This is a genomic window from Sphingomonas oryzagri (genome assembly GCF_029906645.1).
Taxonomy (GTDB): domain Bacteria; phylum Pseudomonadota; class Alphaproteobacteria; order Sphingomonadales; family Sphingomonadaceae; genus Solisphingomonas; species Solisphingomonas oryzagri.
Genome location: NZ_JARYGZ010000003.1, coordinates 121,057 through 135,775 on the forward strand (window position 1 = coordinate 121,057; position 14,719 = coordinate 135,775).

Below are 14,719 nucleotides of genomic sequence, written 5' to 3' on the forward strand. Positions count from 1 at the left end.
CGGGCGGCTCATCCCGCAATACCCGCTGCATGAGCCGGCATTACGACACTAGGACGCTCATTGTCCGCGCAGAGCAGTTGACGCTGTTCGTACTCTTCCATCGCTTGGCGGACCTTTGCTTCCGTCGTCGACCAAACACGCCGGCCGGCCCGCACTTGGCGGACAAAATGGCGGTCGCCGAACAGCGCGCCGAAGGTTGTGGCCGCCATCTTGTGGCGATCGAGGAAGCGCTCGATGTCAGTTAGCAGCGTCGTCATGACCGCCGACATAAGGTGTGAAACATCACACCGTCAAGGTGTGAAACATCTCATCTGCCGTCGACGCATCATTACGTGTGAAAAATCACACATGTCCGAGCAGTACGAAGTCACCCGCGTGAAGGCCGAGTTGAGGCGCTTGATGGCCAAGAAGGGCCTTAAGGCTAAGCGCCTGTCGCTTGATGCCGGCTTGGGGGAGACGGCCGTTAGAGATATATTCGAACGGCCCGACGCTGACATGAAGGTGGGGACGCTGCACAAGCTGGCGGGAGCGCTCGACGTCACCATTGATGATATCATCGGTTCGAAGATCGATATCGTCGGCCGCGTCGGCGCAGGCGGCAACGTCATCTATGAAGAGAATCCGCTCGGCAGCGCGCCTCGCCCGCCAGGCATCGGCGGCACGCTGGAGGCGTTGGAGGTCGATGGATCATCGATGCTCCCGCGCTATTCGTCGGGGGACGTCGTCTATATCGCGCGCCAACATGACGGAGTTAGCGAAGAGGACATTGGCGAGTTCTGTGCCATCCGGCTGCTCACTGGTGAAACGTACATCAAGCAGCTGGCTTTGGGGTCGCGACCTGGCTTCTTTACCCTTCGATCCCTGAATGCCGAGGATATTTCGGACGTCGAGGTTGAGTGGGCGACGCCGATCCTTTTCGTCCTTCCAAGAGCCGCGCGACGTCGGATGGGCTTTTGACCCAATAGCGGAAGCCGCCAGCCGGCGGTTCCGGTGCGTGACGATCTGGGTAGTACGAAGCGACCCCGACATGGTCGTCGGTGACCACCACAGCGAGCGTCGCCCCCAACAGGCAGGCGCGCCCATACCCGACGCTGGCGATCGTCGCTGCTATACCGCGTCCCTGTTCATGAATAAGCCGGTGCAGCCAGTTGGCGCGCGGTACATAGCCTATCGTTTCCTGTGCAGCGGAAATGACCCGTAGAGCCATCTCATCATGTGGATTGTCCGGCTCGTGGACGAACAGCACACGCTCGCCAGCCGAGCAGCGCGACAGCGCCTCTTGATAGTGTGAGACCCCCGCGACCCGGCAAAATGCCAACCCATCGTCCACGAATCGACCCCGTTTGACCTCCACTAACGATTCCAGAGGCAGGAGAACAATTCAAGAACCATGTGACAGATCACACTTTCATATTGACGAGGTGTGAAACATCACACTAGAGCTTGCACCTTCCAACGGGGAGGCACGCATGCCGGTATCCAAAGACAACATCGTTCGCTTGGCCGACCGCCGGCCGGTTCGCACCGCGCAGCCGATTGAGCCGGCCTCGCTGCAACGCCTGTACGAGGGGCCGCGCCAGCGCCCCCGGCTGATCCCGCTTCCGCTGAAGCCGTCTCGCGCCAAGCAGATCGTCGACGTGGCGATGATCGCGCTGATCGTCCTGACCATCGGCTATTTCGCGGCGGAGTTCGCCCGTGCTTACATCGCGGGGCGGCTGTGATGCGCGATCAGCAGATGGTCTTCCGTCACAACATCACGGCCACCGCCGTGCTTGAACTTGACGAAGCGCAGCTCGGGGCACTCGACGCGCTGGCGGGCTACGGCGACGACGCGTTTCTTCGCGTCTTCTACAAGCAAATGGGCGAGAGCTATCTCAAGCCGTACGAGGCGGGCCTGCGCTCGCTCTTCAAGCGCATCAAGAACACGGTTCCGGAGGCGCTCCACCAGATCAACGACGCCCGCCGCCTGTTGCGCGCGCAGCAGGATCGCCGTGAGGCCCAATGGCGCAAGCGGCTGCAGCGCGACCGCCCCGATCTGGACGGCCGCGACATGGTGGAGGGCGATCTGTGATGTCGATCCCCGCAATCATCCAAGCCGATCGCGACTGGTGGGCCGACTACCTCTCGGAGGTCTACGGCGCCGGGCATCCCGACATCGTCGCCATCCGTGCCGGCGAACGTGACAACGCCAAGGCGTTGCGCATGATCGCTCAACATCGCGTCGCCTATGCTCCGCCGAGCCTTGATGGTCGACCAAGCGATGACAGTCTGTTGCCGCATCTGCCCGAGAGCATTTCGGCCGCGAAGCGGTGCGGGATGCAGCGCTCGCATTGGCTCGACGGCTGGTTCGTTCCTTGGTCGCCGCGCAATGACAATGAGAACGCCGAGGGTCCGTGGTCGGATTGGGTCGCTCTCGCGCTCCGCATCCTTGAAACGGACGCCAAGGCTCGCGCCGCCCTCGCACAAGAGGGAGCGAAGGCATGAAGCACCCGAACCTGCTCGACGGCCTCGAACCCGCGCTGGCGACACCGATCCCGCATATCGGCGGGCTGGTCGGCGTCGGCTTTGCAGGCGGCGGAGGTAGCTCCGAAGGGCTGAAGAAAGCCGGCCTTACGGTCGACTTCGCCATGAATCACGATGCCGCCGCGATCGCGATGCACGTCGCGAACCATCCTCAGGCTCTGCATTTCTGCCAGGACATCTGGCAGGTCCGCCCGGAGAACGTGGAGCCGGGTCGCCCGATCCGCATCATGTGGTTCTCGCCGGACTGCAAGCACTTCAGCATCGCCAAGGGCGGAACGCCGGTCGACAAGCAAATTCGCGACCTCGCTTGGGTCATTCTGCTGTGGGCGAAGCTCCGCCGCCCCGACGTCATCCTGATGGAGAACGTCCGCGAATTCATGGGCTGGGGGCCGCTGATCGAGGTCGACGGCGAATTGGTGCCCGATCCCAAGCGCAAGGGCGAATACTTCCGCGCCTTCTGCCGCGAGCTGCGCAAGCTCGGCTACGTCATCGACTTCAAGATCATGGTCTGCGCCGATTACGGCGACCCGACCAGCCGCACCCGCATGTTTGGCCAGTTCCGCTGCGACGGTCAGCCGATCACATGGCCGGAGCCGACCCACGGTGCGCCGAACGATCCGGACGTCATCGCTGGCAGGAAGCTGCCTTGGCGTACCGCCGCGTCTCACGTGCTGGACTTTTCGCAGCCGTGCCACTCGATCTTCATGACGAGGGAGGAAGCACGCGCTGGCAAGATCAGGATCAATCGGCCGCTGGTCGACGCCACCTTCGCCCGCGTGACGCTGGGGCTGGAGCGGCACGTGCTGGAGGCGGCACAGCCCTACATCATCAAGATCACGCACGGCAGCGCCGCGCCCGCAGCCAGACGCGTCGACGCACCGCTCTACGGGCAGACCTGCGCCAAGGGCGGCGAGCATGCGCTCGCGGTCCCCAGCTTGGTGCCCCTGACGCATCAAGGCGCGCCGCGCGCCCACGGCGCCGAAGAGCCGACCCGGACGATGACTGCCGCCAATCGCGGCGAGATCGCGATGTCGGCCGCCTTCGTTACGAAGTTTCGTCGCGATAGCGCCGGCACGGCCGCGACCGATCCGATCCCGACCGTCTCGGCGAACAGCTTCCAGAAAAAGCCCGGCGGTGCCGCGCCGCTCGGTATCGCGGCCGTGCACATGGTGCAGCACAACGCCGGCCCGAATAACGGCGGGCTGGCCGGCCGGCCGACCACCGAGCCGGTGTCGACCCTCACGACGGCCGGCGCGCAGCAGAACGTCTGCGCGTCATACCTGGCGCATTTCCGTGGCAGCGGCGATCGCAGCGGCAACGACGTGCGCGAGCGCGTCGTCACGCAAACGGCCGGAGGAACGCACGTCGCCGAGGTGCGGACCTTTCTGGTGAAATACTACAAGAGTGCCGAGGTCGGGCAACATACCAACGAGCCGGTTCACGCGGTCACGACGAAGGCCCGTTTCGCGCTGATCGAAGTCAGCACCGCCGACGTCATCATGACGGAAGAGCAGCGTTACACCGCCTATTGGGTTGCCCGCCTGATCGACGTCTATGGCCATCCGGAGGGAAAGCCGAAGCGCCGCCGCCGCAAAGGCTTCGGCTCTCTCCACTATCGCACGCTGATCGACCGGATCGACGCCATGCACCGGCCCCGCCCGTCTGCAGTCGGCCGCGACGGCTGGATCGTATGGGACATCGGCATGCGGATGCTGACGGTCCGCGAACGCTTCCGCGCGCAGGGCGTCACCGACGATTACATCATCGACGTCGAGGTCGACGGCAAGCCGATCAGCGCCACCAAGCAAGGCGAAATGTGCGGCAACATGGTGCCGCCCAACACGGCCGAGGCGATCGCCCGCGCCGCGCTGCCGGAGCTGCGCGCACAGCCGGTCGGGGTGGCGGCATGAATGTGATCGACACGCTCTACGCGCTCGACGCGAAGCGGCCGCAATCGAATCTGTTCAACGGCGATCATCGCGAGGCCGTTGGCGAATGCGTCCAACGCACGGTCGCCAACATGCTGACCGTCGCGACCCGCTATGATCACTGGATCATCGCCTATTCGGGCGGGAAAGATAGCTCCACAGTCGTGACCGTCATCGTCACGCTGCTGCAGCTCGGCGCGATCCCACGGCCGAAAACGCTGATCGTCATGTACGCCGACACGCGGATGGAGCTGCCGCCGCTGCAGGCGGCCGCGCGTCTCATGATGCAGCGGCTGCGCGAAATGGGCATTGAAGTGATCGAAGTCGTCGCGCCGATGGACGATCGTTTCTTCGTCTACATGTTCGGCCGTGGCGTACCGCCGCCCTCGAATACTTTCCGCTGGTGCACACCGCAGATCAAGGTCGAGCCGATGACGGCTGCTATCCGTGATCGCATCGCCGGGCTGGACGGCCGCGTCCTGACCCTGACCGGCGTTCGGCGTGGTGAGAGCAAAGCTCGCGACGATCGGATCAATCTGTCCTGCAGTCGCAACGGTGCCGAATGTGGACAGGGCTGGCTGCAGACTGATCTGCCCGGCGATCTGACTGATACCTTCGCGCCGATCGATCACTGGACGCTCTGCAACGTGTGGGATTGGCTTAGCGTCTTTGCGCTGTGGCCGGAGTTCGGCAGCTGGCCGACCGCGATCATCGCCGAGGGATACGGCGAGATCGAAGACATGCGCACCGGCTGCGTCGAGTGCAATCTGATCGAGCATGACGGCGCGCTCGGCGCCGTGCTGCGCATGGGCGGATGGGAACATCTGGTCCCGCTGCTCGGTCTGAAAATCCTGTATCGCGAGCTGAAGAAGCCTCGGCACCGTAAGCGGAAGTCGGGCGGCCAGACCCGCAAGGACGGCACGCTTCAGACTAACCAGCAGCGCATGGGGCCACTGACCTTCGAGGCCCGCCTAATGGGCCTCGACACCGTTCTGCGCATTCAGCGCCAGGTCAACGACATGGCGGCCGAGCGCGACCGGCCGGGCATCGTCCTGATCGACGAAACGGAGGAAGCGCGCATCCGCGAGCTGATCACGCTGAAGACGTGGCCGCGCGACTGGAGCGAGAGCGATCCCGACGCGACCGTCTGGCTCGATCGCTTCAATCCCGATGGGTCGGTCGAGCCGATCCTCTATCGCGATCTGGTCGGCCAGTGATGGCTTGGCTTCCAAACCCCGGATACCTGCCAGAGGCAGCGATCGGCAAGCGCGTCCGCGTCCGATTTCCGGACGGCCGGGAAGGGCGCTGCGATGACAATCCCATGTCGCCCCCCGGCTGGGCAGCGGATGGCCGCAGCGGTTGCCGCTGGTCGCTGACCGGCCGACCCCACGACATCGCCGAATACGAGGTGATCGAATGACGAAGTCCGTCTTAGACGGTCACGCGGCCGCTAACCCCGGCCCGTACCTCAACGATCGCCAGCGCCTCGCCGCGCTCGCCGTGCAGCTGCGCGACAATCGCGCTGGTCAGTACGAGGCGATGATCGCCAAGGGCCAGATCAGCGAGAACGACGCGTTCCGTGATTCGCTCGCCCGCCAGAGCATCGCAACCGATTGGACGGCGATCATCAACCAGACGGCCCGGCCGAGCGAACCTTGGGCGCGCAACGCCGAATGCTGCTGGTGCCTGCACGAAGTGCTGCGCTCGCAAGAGGATCGCCTTGCGCCGATGCATGAGACGCACGACGGCTATTTCGAGGCCGTGGCGCTCCGCGATACGATCGCCGCCCTGCTGCAGCACTACCGAACGAAATGGGTTTGGATACTGCTCGGCGAGGCCGAGCGCCGCGCCGCCGCCCCGCAGGCCATGCGAGGTGCGGCATGACGTATCCGCTTATCAAGCCATGCCTCGGCTGCGGAGATTTGAGCGGCGTCCTATACGGCTACGGCGATTTCGGACCGTTGAACTGGCACGTCGAATGCGACGGTTGCGACTACATGGGGCCGGCTGGAAATAAGCTGCAGGCGATCCGTCAGCATAATCAGCGCGTCGATAACCGTGTCGACACCATCATCGCCAACCTCACGGGCGCGCAGCGTTCGTGGATGACCGAGCGTGCGAAGGTCTATGGCGGCCGGGTCGCCATCCTGCCGCCCTCGAATACCTATCGCCGGCTCTTCGCGCTTTGCCTCGTTACGCCCGGCGGCGACGCAACGCCTCTTGGCCTCCTAGTGCGCAAGCGGTTGTTCGCGCAGATCGCGAAGCACCAATGACGGATCGCGCAGAGGATCACGCGGGTTTTGCCATGGACCCGCCGACGCCCGTCTTAGACGGATCAGCCCTTGAGCAGAGCGCGCGCACATATCGACGGTGCGTCGAGATCGCCGATCAGGCCGTGCCTAAATATCGGGGCGGCAAGCGCTCGTATAGCTGCGGCGGACAGATGGCTAAGCGCTGGGCCGCCGCGTTCGACGCAGCCATGATCGCGCTCTCAGGGGCTAAAGCATGACCGTCTTAGACGGACCCGCCAGAAAGCCCGCTGAGAGCCAGAACGCGTCTCAGGGCGACACCTGCCCCGAATGCGGGAGCGTCTACGCACGCGTGCATCCCAACCAGATGTTCTGCACGCCCGCGCACAGCAAGGCGTTCAACAACCGTCTGCTGAAGCGTGGGCAATCCCTTACGCCCCTTTCCATGGCCGCGCGGATCACGCGAGGCGGATGGTGCGGCGACACCGCCACCGGGATCAAAGCCCGCCAGATGGCCGAGCAGCTGATCGCCCGCTACGTCGCCGAGGATAAGGCGGCCGGCCGGATGCGCATGGATCACTATGTCGCTTTGCGTATCCGCAAGGGCTTCACCCCGGCATGAGGATGGAGCGCGTCCAGATCATGCCGGACTGGCCGGCGCGGATGACTGCGGAGCTAGCCTCCGCGTACATGGGCATATCTAAGTCCAGCTTCATCGCGCGCTATCAGCCGATCGGCGTGAAGGAAGGCGCGAACACGTTGTGGGCGCGCGCGCAGCTCGACGCCATCATTGCCAAGCAGTTCAATCTGAAACAGTCTCCCACCGGTCGCGGCGCGGAGATCGATACGTGGGCAGATTTGTGATCGACCGCCCCAACCTGAAGCAACAGGGCAAATACCTCTATTTCCGCCGCAAGGTGGGCGGAAAGACGCAGTATCATCGTCTGCCCGATCCGAGCGATCCGGACTTCGAAGCGGCTTACGATCGTCTCGCGCAGCCCGATTCGCCGAAGGCCGCCGCGCCGATCGCCGGCAGCCTCGCCGCGCTCGTGCGGGACTATCGGGCGAGCAGCGACTATCTAGGTATTCCCAGCGACAAGACGCGGGCGAACTATCTCCGCTATCTCGATCTGATCGTCGAGAAGCACGGCCACCGCCAGGTGCACCAGATCAGGCCGACGCACGTCTACAAGATGCGCGACGCTATGCAGGACACGCCGGGCAAGGCGAACAACTGGCTGAGCATCTTCCGCACGCTCATGAGCTATGCGGCCAAACGCGACTGGCGTGGCGACAACCCCGCCGCTGGCATCAAGCCGCTCGCGATCGGCGAACATGAGCCGTGGCCGGCCGACCTGCTGCGCGTCTGCCTTGAAGTCGCCTCGCCGATGACGCGGCTGCTGATCGTCACGGGGCTTTGCTCCGGACAGCGGAACAGCGACGTGATTCGCATGCAGCACGGCTGGATCAAGAACGGGATCATGGGGCCGTTCATCCAGCAGAAGACGAAGGTCGAGGTCGCGGTGCCCATGCACCCGTTCTGGACGGCCGAGCTGGCGAAGCTGCCTCGCAATGCCGTGACGCTGGTCTATGACCGGTTTGGCAAGCCATTCGGCACAACCGGCGCGGTGCGCGAGCGCATCCGCGACCTCATGGCGATGAAGGAGGTTCAGGAAGTCCTAGCCGACCTTGCCGCCCGCGAGATCATCGCCGAGGGCGACACCTTCGTGTTCCACGGCCTGCGCAAGAACGCCTGCTGCTACCTGCTGGAGATGGGCAATAATGACAGCCAGGTCGGGCACATGCTCGGCATGTCGCCCGAGATGGTCCGTCACTACGGCAAGCGCTCGCGCGCGCTCATGATCGCCAAATCGGCCGCCGCCAACTTCAAGGGTGGTAAATTCGGCGATTTGCAGGTGGTAAATTTCAAATCGCGTCCGCGCAAAAACGGCTGATTTCAGCCGATGGTGACCCCAACGGGACTCGAACCCGTGTTTTCGCCGTGAAAGGGCGACGTCCTAGACCGCTAGACGATGGGGCCAGCGAGGCGAGGCCGCGCGTTAGGGCATCACGGGCGCGGGGTCAATCCGCCCAGGCAGCATCATCGAGATGAAGTTCGGCGGACGGGCGCGATGCCCAGTCGTCGATGCGGGCGCGGCCGGCCAGCCAGAGCTTGCGCGTGCTGCCGGCCGCCAGCAGCGCCCGGCCCAGGGGCGTATCCGCCGAACCGAACGCCATCGCCTTGATCGGCTTGCCGTCGTCGCCTGAAACGATCGTGCGGACATGGCCGTTGCCGACGATATCCGCCTTCACCACGCTCACGCGGCCGGCGGCGACGCGCGGCCCTGGCCAGCCGGCGCCGTAGGGGCCGCCTGCTTCCAGCGCCTCGACCAGCGCCGGCGTGACGCCGCCGGGGCCGACCACCGCGTCGACCAGCAGCGCGCGCGCATCGGATGCGGCGGCGACGTCCGATGCGAGGCGTTCGTCGAGGAATTCGGCGAAGGCATCGAGCTTGCCGGGATCGATGGTGATGCCACAGGCCATGGCGTGGCCGCCACCCGCCACCAGCAGGCCGCTGTCCTTTGCCGCCAGCACGGCCGCACCGAGATCGACGCCCGAGATCGAGCGGCCCGATCCCTTGCCGGTCTCGCCATCCAGCGCGACGACGATGGCGGGCTTGCCGGCGCGTTCCTTGATGCGGCTGGCGACGATGCCGATCACGCCGGGGTGCCAGCCATGGCCGGCGATCACCGCGACGGAGCGGTTGTCCTGCGCTGCCAGCAGGGCCTCGGCCTCCTCGCGCACCGCCTGCTCGATCGCGCGGCGTTCCTCGTTGAGCAGGTTGAGTTCGGCGGCGATGGCGCGCGCCTCGCCCTCGTCCTGCGTGGTCAGCAGGCGCACGCCGAGATCGGCACGGCCGACGCGTCCGCCCGCATTGATGCGCGGACCGAGCGCGAAGCCAAGGTCGGTGCAGGTGGGGTTGCGGGTGAGCCGCGCCGCCTCGATCAGCGCGGCAAGGCCGATATTGCGCCGCCCGGCCATCACCTTCAGACCCTGCGCCACGAAGGCGCGGTTCAGGCCCTTGAGCTGGGCGACGTCGGCCACGGTGCCGAGCGCGACGATATCCAGCAGCTCCAGCAGCTTCGGCTCGGGCCGGTTCGCGAACCAGCCGCGCGTGCGCAGCGTGCGAATCAGCGCTGCGCTGAGCAGGAAGGCGACACCCACCGCGGCGAGGTGGCCGTGCGCGGCGCCTTCGCCCTCATCCAACCGGTTGGGGTTCACCAGCGCGTGCGCGACGGGGAGCGAGGTGGCGCATTTGTGGTGATCGACCACCACGACGTCGAGCCCGGCATCCTTGGCGGCCTGCAGCGCCTCATAGGCCATGGCGCCGCAATCGACGGTGACAACGAGGCTTGCGCCGGCTTCCGCCAGCCGTACGAGCGCATCGGCCGACGGGCCGTAGCCTTCGAGCAGGCGGTCGGGGATGTAGGTGCCGGCGGCGAGGCCGAGGTCGCGCAGCAGGCGGACGAGGAGCGCGGCCGAGGTCGCGCCGTCCACGTCATAGTCACCGAAGATCGTCACCGGCTCCTGATGCTCGACCGCGTGCGCCAGCCGTTCGGCCGCCTTGTCCATGTCGCGGAAGATGGATGGGTCCGGCATGAAAGCGCGGATGGTGGGCGTGCGGTGGCTTTCCAGCGCGTCGCGCGTGCAGCCGCGTGCCATCAGCAGTTGATCGACGAGCGAATCCGGCCGGAAGCCCGCATCGGAATCGTCGTTGGCGAGACCGCGCCAGCGCCAGGGCTGGCCAAGGATCGATCGGGTCACTCCACAGGGGGCGGCGGCACTCATGCCACCGCCCTAGCGGATGATCGGGCCAAAGTGAATCAGGCCTCGGCCGCCCGCAACACGACATGGCCGACGCGCGGCAGCAGCAGCTTCAGCAGCGGACCGGTCATCAGTGTCGTCACCACCGCCATCACCACCAGCATGGTGAACATGTTCTGCGGCAGGAAGCCCAAATCGTAGCCGATGTTGAGCACGATCAGCTCCATCAGCGCGCGGGTGTTCATCAGGCTGGCGAGGATGCTCGATTCGTTGGTGTCGAAGCCGGCAGTCCGCGCGGCGAGGAATACCGACACAAGCTTGCCGCCCACCGCTGCCGCGAGCACCAGCGCCAGCCAGCCGAAGTCGCTGGGCGAGAGGCCGAGCAGATTGGTGCGCAGGCCGGTGAAGGTAAAGAAGACAGGCAGGAAGAAAACCAGCGTGAAATGCCCCACCTGCTTGTGCCAGGCCGCCACGAACTCGGTATGGCGATGGAAGAGCAGACCGCAGGCGAAACCGCCGAAGATCGCGAAGATGCCGATCTGGAAGGTCGCGATGCCGAGCGCGAACATCAGGCACAGCACCACCGCCATCAGGTTCGCGGGCAGGCGGCCATCCACCAGCGGGTAGCGGCGCATCAGCCAGTCGACGAAGGGGGCCAGCACGAACCGCAGCGCCAGCAGCAGCGCGCCGATCGCGAGCAGTCGATAGAGCAGGAAAAGAGTGGAAAAAGCGGCGGCGGCGTAAGCCGAGATGCAGGCCAGCAGCACCCAGCCGACGACGTCATTGATCGCGGCGGCCGAGATCGCGACCACCCCGATCGGAGTACGCGTCAGCTCGAACTCGCGCAGGATGCGGCCGAGGATCGGCACGGCCGTAATCGCCAGCGCCACGCCGCAGAACAGGGCATAGATGAAGGGATCGATGCCGGGCGCCACGCTGGGTTGCGAGGCGAACCCCAGCCACAGGCCGAGGCCGAAGGGCACAACGATCGAACCGACCGCGATCAGCAGCGTCGCCCGTTTCATTTTTGCCGATCGCAGATGGCCGAACTCGAAGTCCGCGCCGATCTGGAACATCAGCAGGATCAGGCCGATCTGGCTGAGCACGGTGATCGCAGGGCTGGCCTTGGCGCCGAATATCGCGAGCGACACGCCGGGAAAGAAATGGCCGAACAGCGACGGGCCGAGCAGCAGTCCGGCGACGATCTCACCGATCACACCGGGCTGGCCCATCGCCCGGAACACGCCGTTCATGATCCGCGCCGCGCCGATCATGATGATCAGCTGTAACAGGATCGAGAACAGCAACTGCTCGTTTGCGTGCACGGACGCCATCGAAAACCCTCCCCCTTTTTTGGGGGAGGATTAGGCTGTTGGCCTACGCTGTCAACGGTGGCGCGATGAGCAGATAGGATCCGCTCACTTCCCCTTGTGGTGCTCGCCCTTCACCCAGCGGATGGTGCGCGAGGAGGCGCGCATCACGACGCTCTCGGTGGTCAGCACGCCGTCGCGGCGACGCTTGACGCCGCCCAGCAGCGAGCCATCGGTCACGCCGGTGGCGGCGAAGATCGCGTCGCCCTTCACCAGATCCTCGAGTTCATAGACGCGGTTGAGGTCGGTCACGCCCCACTTGGCGGCGCGCGCCTTCTCGTCGTCGTTGCGGAACAGCAGACGGCCCTGGAACTGGCCACCGACGCAGGAGAGCGCCGCTGCCGCCAGCACGCCCTCGGGCGCGCCCCCCGAGCCCATATACATGTCGACGGTCGATTCCGGATCGGTCACCGAGATCACGCCTGCGACGTCACCGTCGGGGATCAGGTGGACGCCGCAGCCGAGCGAGCGCAGTTCGGCGATCAGTTTTTCGTGGCGCGGGCGATCGAGCACCATCACCGTGACGTGGTGGGGCTTGCAGCCCTTGGCGGCGGCGAAGGCGGTGACGCGCTCGGTCGGCGTCATGTCGAGATGGACGACGCCACGCTCGTAGCCCGGCCCGATCGCCAGCTTGTCCATATAGACGTCGGGCGCGTTGAGCAGGCAGCCATCCTCGGCGATCGCCAGCACGGCCAGCGCGTTGGGGCCGGCCTTGGCGGTGATCGTGGTGCCCTCCAGCGGATCGAGCGCGATGTCGATCTTGGGGCCTTTGCCGGTGCCGACCTTCTCGCCGATGTAGAGCATCGGCGCCTCGTCGCGCTCGCCCTCGCCGATCACGACGGTGCCGTCGAACTCCAGCTCGTTGAAGGCGCCGCGCATCGCCTCGACGGCGGCGGCATCGGCCGCCTTCTCGTCGCCGCGTCCGATCAGCTTCGCCGCAGAAATCGCCGCCGCCTCGGTTACGCGCACCATTTCGAGCACCAGAACGCGATCGAGAACCTGACTTGCGGCGACCTGACTATCCGGCATGATGCCTCCTGCGACCTTCGAGTTGCGCCGAGCGATAGGGAAGGCGTGTTACGATGTCGAGCATGGCAGCGTTGGCATTTCTCGCGGCCGCAGCATCGGTTCCTCCATCCAGCGCATCCGCTCCGCAGGGCGCGATCAGCGCCGATCAGGCGATGGCGCATTATCGGTCCATCGTTCACGATGCGGAGGTTGGAACGCAAGGGGATGCGGCCTGCCCCGAAAGTGAAAACCGCGATATCGTCGTTTGCGGCCAGGATCGGCATCCTGCTCCCCGCCTGCCGATGCCTGAGGCGCGCGCCGAGCCGGGCGAGGTGACCCATCATCTCGGCGAGCCGCCGCCTTCCCTGGCGCCATCGGCACCCCGTCTGCCGAGCAAGCAGGCGCAGACGATCGGCAAGTTGTTCGGCCTGCTGCGTGAAGCGGTGACCGGCGAGGATCCGGACGATTAGACGTCGAGAATGTGCATCAGCATCGGCGTGCCGAGCAGGCTCTGCGATCCTTCGAGGCGGGCGAGTGCGTCGCTGACCGAACGTTCCGGCCCCTCGTGCGTCACCATCGCGACCAGTACGCCGCCGTCGGGCGTGGTGCCGCGCTGGATCAGGCTTTCGATCGACACGCCGGCATCGCGCATCGCAGCGGCGATCTCCGCAAGCACACCGGGGCGATCCGCGACCGAGAAGCGCAGATAGGCGCGGCCGCGACGCTCGCCGGCGGGGGCGGGCGCCATCTCGGCGAGGCTTTCCACCGGCATGGCGAAGGCGGGGCCATATTCGCCGCGCGCGATGTCGATCAGGTCGGCGACCACCGCGCTTGCGGTCGGGCCTTCGCCCGCGCCGCGGCCCTCGAAGAACAGGCGGCCGACGAAATTGCCCTCCGCCACCACCGCATTGAGAGAACCGGCAACATGCGCGAGGGGATGATGCAGCGGCACCAGGCAGGGCGCGACCCGCTGGAACAGGCCGGCGGTGGCGCTGCCTTCCGGCTGAGCCTCGGCCAGCCCGACGAGGCGGACGCGATAGCCGAGCGCCTGCGCCTGCGCGATGTCGGCGGCGATGACGTGGCGGATGCCCGAAACGGCCGCTGCGCCGAAATCGATCTTCGATCCGAAAGCCAGCGACGCAAGAATTGAGAGCTTATGGGCGGCATCGACGCCATCGATGTCGAAGGACGGATCCGCTTCCGCATAGCCCAGACGCTGCGCCTCGCCGAGCACCTCGGCGAAATCGCGGCCTTCCGCTTCCATCGTGGTCAGGATGTAATTGCAGGTGCCGTTGAGGATGCCATAGACGCGCCCGATCGCGTTGGCCGCTGCGCCCTCGCGGAGCCCCTTGATCACCGGGATGCCGCCCGCGACCGCCGCCTCGTACTTGAACGCGACGCCCTTGCCCTCCGCGTCTCCGGCGAGGCCGAGGCCGTGATGCGCGATCATCGCCTTGTTGGCGGTGACGAAGTGACGGCCCCCGGCGATGGTACGACGCGCGAGCGTGAGCGCCGGGCCGTCCGCCCCGCCGATCAGTTCGACGACCACGTCGATATCGTCGCGCGCAGCCAGCTCGGCGGCATCGTCCACCCAGTCGAAGCGGGCGAGGTCGACGCCGCGATCGCGGGTACGGTCGCGGGCCGAGACCGCGACGATCTCGATCGCGCGGCCGGCGCGGCGCTCGACGATTTCGCGATTGGTGTCGATCAGCTTGATCACCCCTGCACCCACCGTGCCAAGGCCAGCCAGAGCGACGCGCAACGCTTTCGACATCAAAAACCCTCCCGAGAGACCAGAACTCGCTGGCACGTCGGG

General features: G+C 65.9%; 19 protein-coding genes and 1 tRNA gene. 13 read left to right on the top strand and 7 right to left on the bottom strand.

Annotated elements, in window-relative coordinates; all coding sequences use genetic code 11:
• Window positions 1-8 precede the first annotated feature (8 nt).
• Entirely contained in the window at window positions 9-257 is a 249-nt protein-coding gene (locus tag QGN17_RS17565) for a hypothetical protein (protein ID WP_281045904.1), read from the bottom strand.
• A 91-nt stretch (window positions 258-348) separates the two neighbouring features.
• Between QGN17_RS17565 and QGN17_RS17570 the strand changes: the two genes are divergently transcribed.
• Complete coding sequence (locus QGN17_RS17570) at window positions 349-957, top strand: S24 family peptidase (protein WP_281045905.1); 609 nt, start codon at window positions 349-351, stop codon at window positions 955-957.
• Here the strand turns inward: QGN17_RS17570 and QGN17_RS20930 are convergent.
• A complete protein-coding gene (locus QGN17_RS20930) occupies window positions 848-1,354 on the bottom strand; it encodes an HIRAN domain-containing protein (RefSeq protein ID WP_390902715.1) in 507 nt (168 codons plus the stop codon). The genes QGN17_RS17570 and QGN17_RS20930 overlap by 110 nt on opposite strands.
• Window positions 1,355-1,469: 115 nt before the next feature.
• Between QGN17_RS20930 and QGN17_RS17575 the strand changes: the two genes are divergently transcribed.
• From QGN17_RS17575 to QGN17_RS17625, 11 genes are all read left to right on the top strand, one after another.
• Window positions 1,470-1,721, top strand: a complete 252-nt coding sequence (locus tag QGN17_RS17575) for a hypothetical protein (protein ID WP_281045906.1) — start codon at window positions 1,470-1,472, stop codon at window positions 1,719-1,721.
• Window positions 1,721-2,071 carry a hypothetical protein gene (locus QGN17_RS17580; protein WP_281045907.1) on the top strand — a complete coding sequence of 117 codons (351 nt, stop codon included), beginning with the start codon at window positions 1,721-1,723 and terminating at the stop codon, window positions 2,069-2,071. Before QGN17_RS17575 ends, QGN17_RS17580 begins: the two co-directional genes overlap by 1 nt.
• Window positions 2,071-2,484 carry a hypothetical protein gene (locus tag QGN17_RS17585; RefSeq protein ID WP_281045908.1) on the top strand — a complete coding sequence of 138 codons (414 nt, stop codon included), beginning with the start codon at window positions 2,071-2,073 and terminating at the stop codon, window positions 2,482-2,484. Before QGN17_RS17580 ends, QGN17_RS17585 begins: the two co-directional genes overlap by 1 nt.
• Window positions 2,481-4,433: a DNA cytosine methyltransferase gene (locus QGN17_RS17590; protein ID WP_281045909.1), complete on the top strand. Its 1,953-nt coding sequence runs from the start codon at window positions 2,481-2,483 to the stop codon at window positions 4,431-4,433. Before QGN17_RS17585 ends, QGN17_RS17590 begins: the two co-directional genes overlap by 4 nt.
• Complete coding sequence (locus QGN17_RS17595; RefSeq protein WP_281045910.1) at window positions 4,430-5,668, top strand: phosphoadenosine phosphosulfate reductase domain-containing protein; 1,239 nt, start codon at window positions 4,430-4,432, stop codon at window positions 5,666-5,668. Before QGN17_RS17590 ends, QGN17_RS17595 begins: the two co-directional genes overlap by 4 nt.
• A gap of 199 nt (window positions 5,669-5,867) precedes the next feature.
• Window positions 5,868-6,335, top strand: a complete 468-nt coding sequence (locus QGN17_RS17600; RefSeq protein WP_281045911.1) for a hypothetical protein — start codon at window positions 5,868-5,870, stop codon at window positions 6,333-6,335.
• Window positions 6,332-6,724 carry a hypothetical protein gene (locus tag QGN17_RS17605; protein ID WP_281045912.1) on the top strand — a complete coding sequence of 131 codons (393 nt, stop codon included), beginning with the start codon at window positions 6,332-6,334 and terminating at the stop codon, window positions 6,722-6,724. The genes QGN17_RS17600 and QGN17_RS17605 overlap by 4 nt, the downstream gene beginning before the upstream one ends.
• Window positions 6,721-6,960, top strand: a complete 240-nt coding sequence (locus tag QGN17_RS17610) for a hypothetical protein (RefSeq protein ID WP_281045913.1) — start codon at window positions 6,721-6,723, stop codon at window positions 6,958-6,960. The genes QGN17_RS17605 and QGN17_RS17610 overlap by 4 nt, the downstream gene beginning before the upstream one ends.
• Window positions 6,957-7,322: a hypothetical protein gene (locus QGN17_RS17615; RefSeq protein ID WP_281045914.1), complete on the top strand. Its 366-nt coding sequence runs from the start codon at window positions 6,957-6,959 to the stop codon at window positions 7,320-7,322. Before QGN17_RS17610 ends, QGN17_RS17615 begins: the two co-directional genes overlap by 4 nt.
• A gap of 2 nt (window positions 7,323-7,324) precedes the next feature.
• The gene (locus tag QGN17_RS17620; RefSeq protein ID WP_281045915.1) at window positions 7,325-7,564 is read left to right on the top strand and encodes a hypothetical protein; all 240 of its coding nucleotides are present in this window, start codon (window positions 7,325-7,327) and stop codon (window positions 7,562-7,564) included.
• Window positions 7,549-8,655, top strand: a complete 1,107-nt coding sequence (locus tag QGN17_RS17625; RefSeq protein WP_281045916.1) for a tyrosine-type recombinase/integrase — start codon at window positions 7,549-7,551, stop codon at window positions 8,653-8,655. Before QGN17_RS17620 ends, QGN17_RS17625 begins: the two co-directional genes overlap by 16 nt.
• A gap of 10 nt (window positions 8,656-8,665) precedes the next feature.
• Here the strand turns inward: QGN17_RS17625 and QGN17_RS17630 are convergent.
• From QGN17_RS17630 to glpX, 4 genes are all read right to left on the bottom strand, one after another.
• Window positions 8,666-8,741 (bottom strand) — tRNA-Glu (locus QGN17_RS17630).
• Between the two features lie 41 nt (window positions 8,742-8,782).
• Window positions 8,783-10,549, bottom strand: a complete 1,767-nt coding sequence (gene recJ, locus QGN17_RS17635; RefSeq protein WP_281045917.1) for a single-stranded-DNA-specific exonuclease RecJ — start codon at window positions 10,547-10,549, stop codon at window positions 8,783-8,785.
• Window positions 10,550-10,584: 35 nt separating this feature from the next.
• The gene (locus QGN17_RS17640; protein WP_281045918.1) at window positions 10,585-11,859 is read right to left on the bottom strand and encodes a cation:proton antiporter; all 1,275 of its coding nucleotides are present in this window, start codon (window positions 11,857-11,859) and stop codon (window positions 10,585-10,587) included.
• 84 nt (window positions 11,860-11,943) lie between these two features.
• Window positions 11,944-12,924 (bottom strand): class II fructose-bisphosphatase, encoded by a 981-nt coding sequence (gene glpX, locus QGN17_RS17645; protein ID WP_281045919.1) that lies wholly within the window; start codon window positions 12,922-12,924, stop codon window positions 11,944-11,946.
• A 281-nt stretch (window positions 12,925-13,205) separates the two neighbouring features.
• Between glpX and QGN17_RS17650 the strand changes: the two genes are divergently transcribed.
• Window positions 13,206-13,373 carry a hypothetical protein gene (locus QGN17_RS17650; protein WP_281045920.1) on the top strand — a complete coding sequence of 56 codons (168 nt, stop codon included), beginning with the start codon at window positions 13,206-13,208 and terminating at the stop codon, window positions 13,371-13,373.
• On the opposite strand, the gene QGN17_RS17655 is transcribed toward QGN17_RS17650, so the two are convergent.
• Window positions 13,370-14,677 carry a homoserine dehydrogenase gene (locus tag QGN17_RS17655; RefSeq protein ID WP_281045921.1) on the bottom strand — a complete coding sequence of 436 codons (1,308 nt, stop codon included), beginning with the start codon at window positions 14,675-14,677 and terminating at the stop codon, window positions 13,370-13,372. The genes QGN17_RS17650 and QGN17_RS17655 overlap by 4 nt on opposite strands.
• Window positions 14,678-14,719 lie beyond the last annotated feature (42 nt).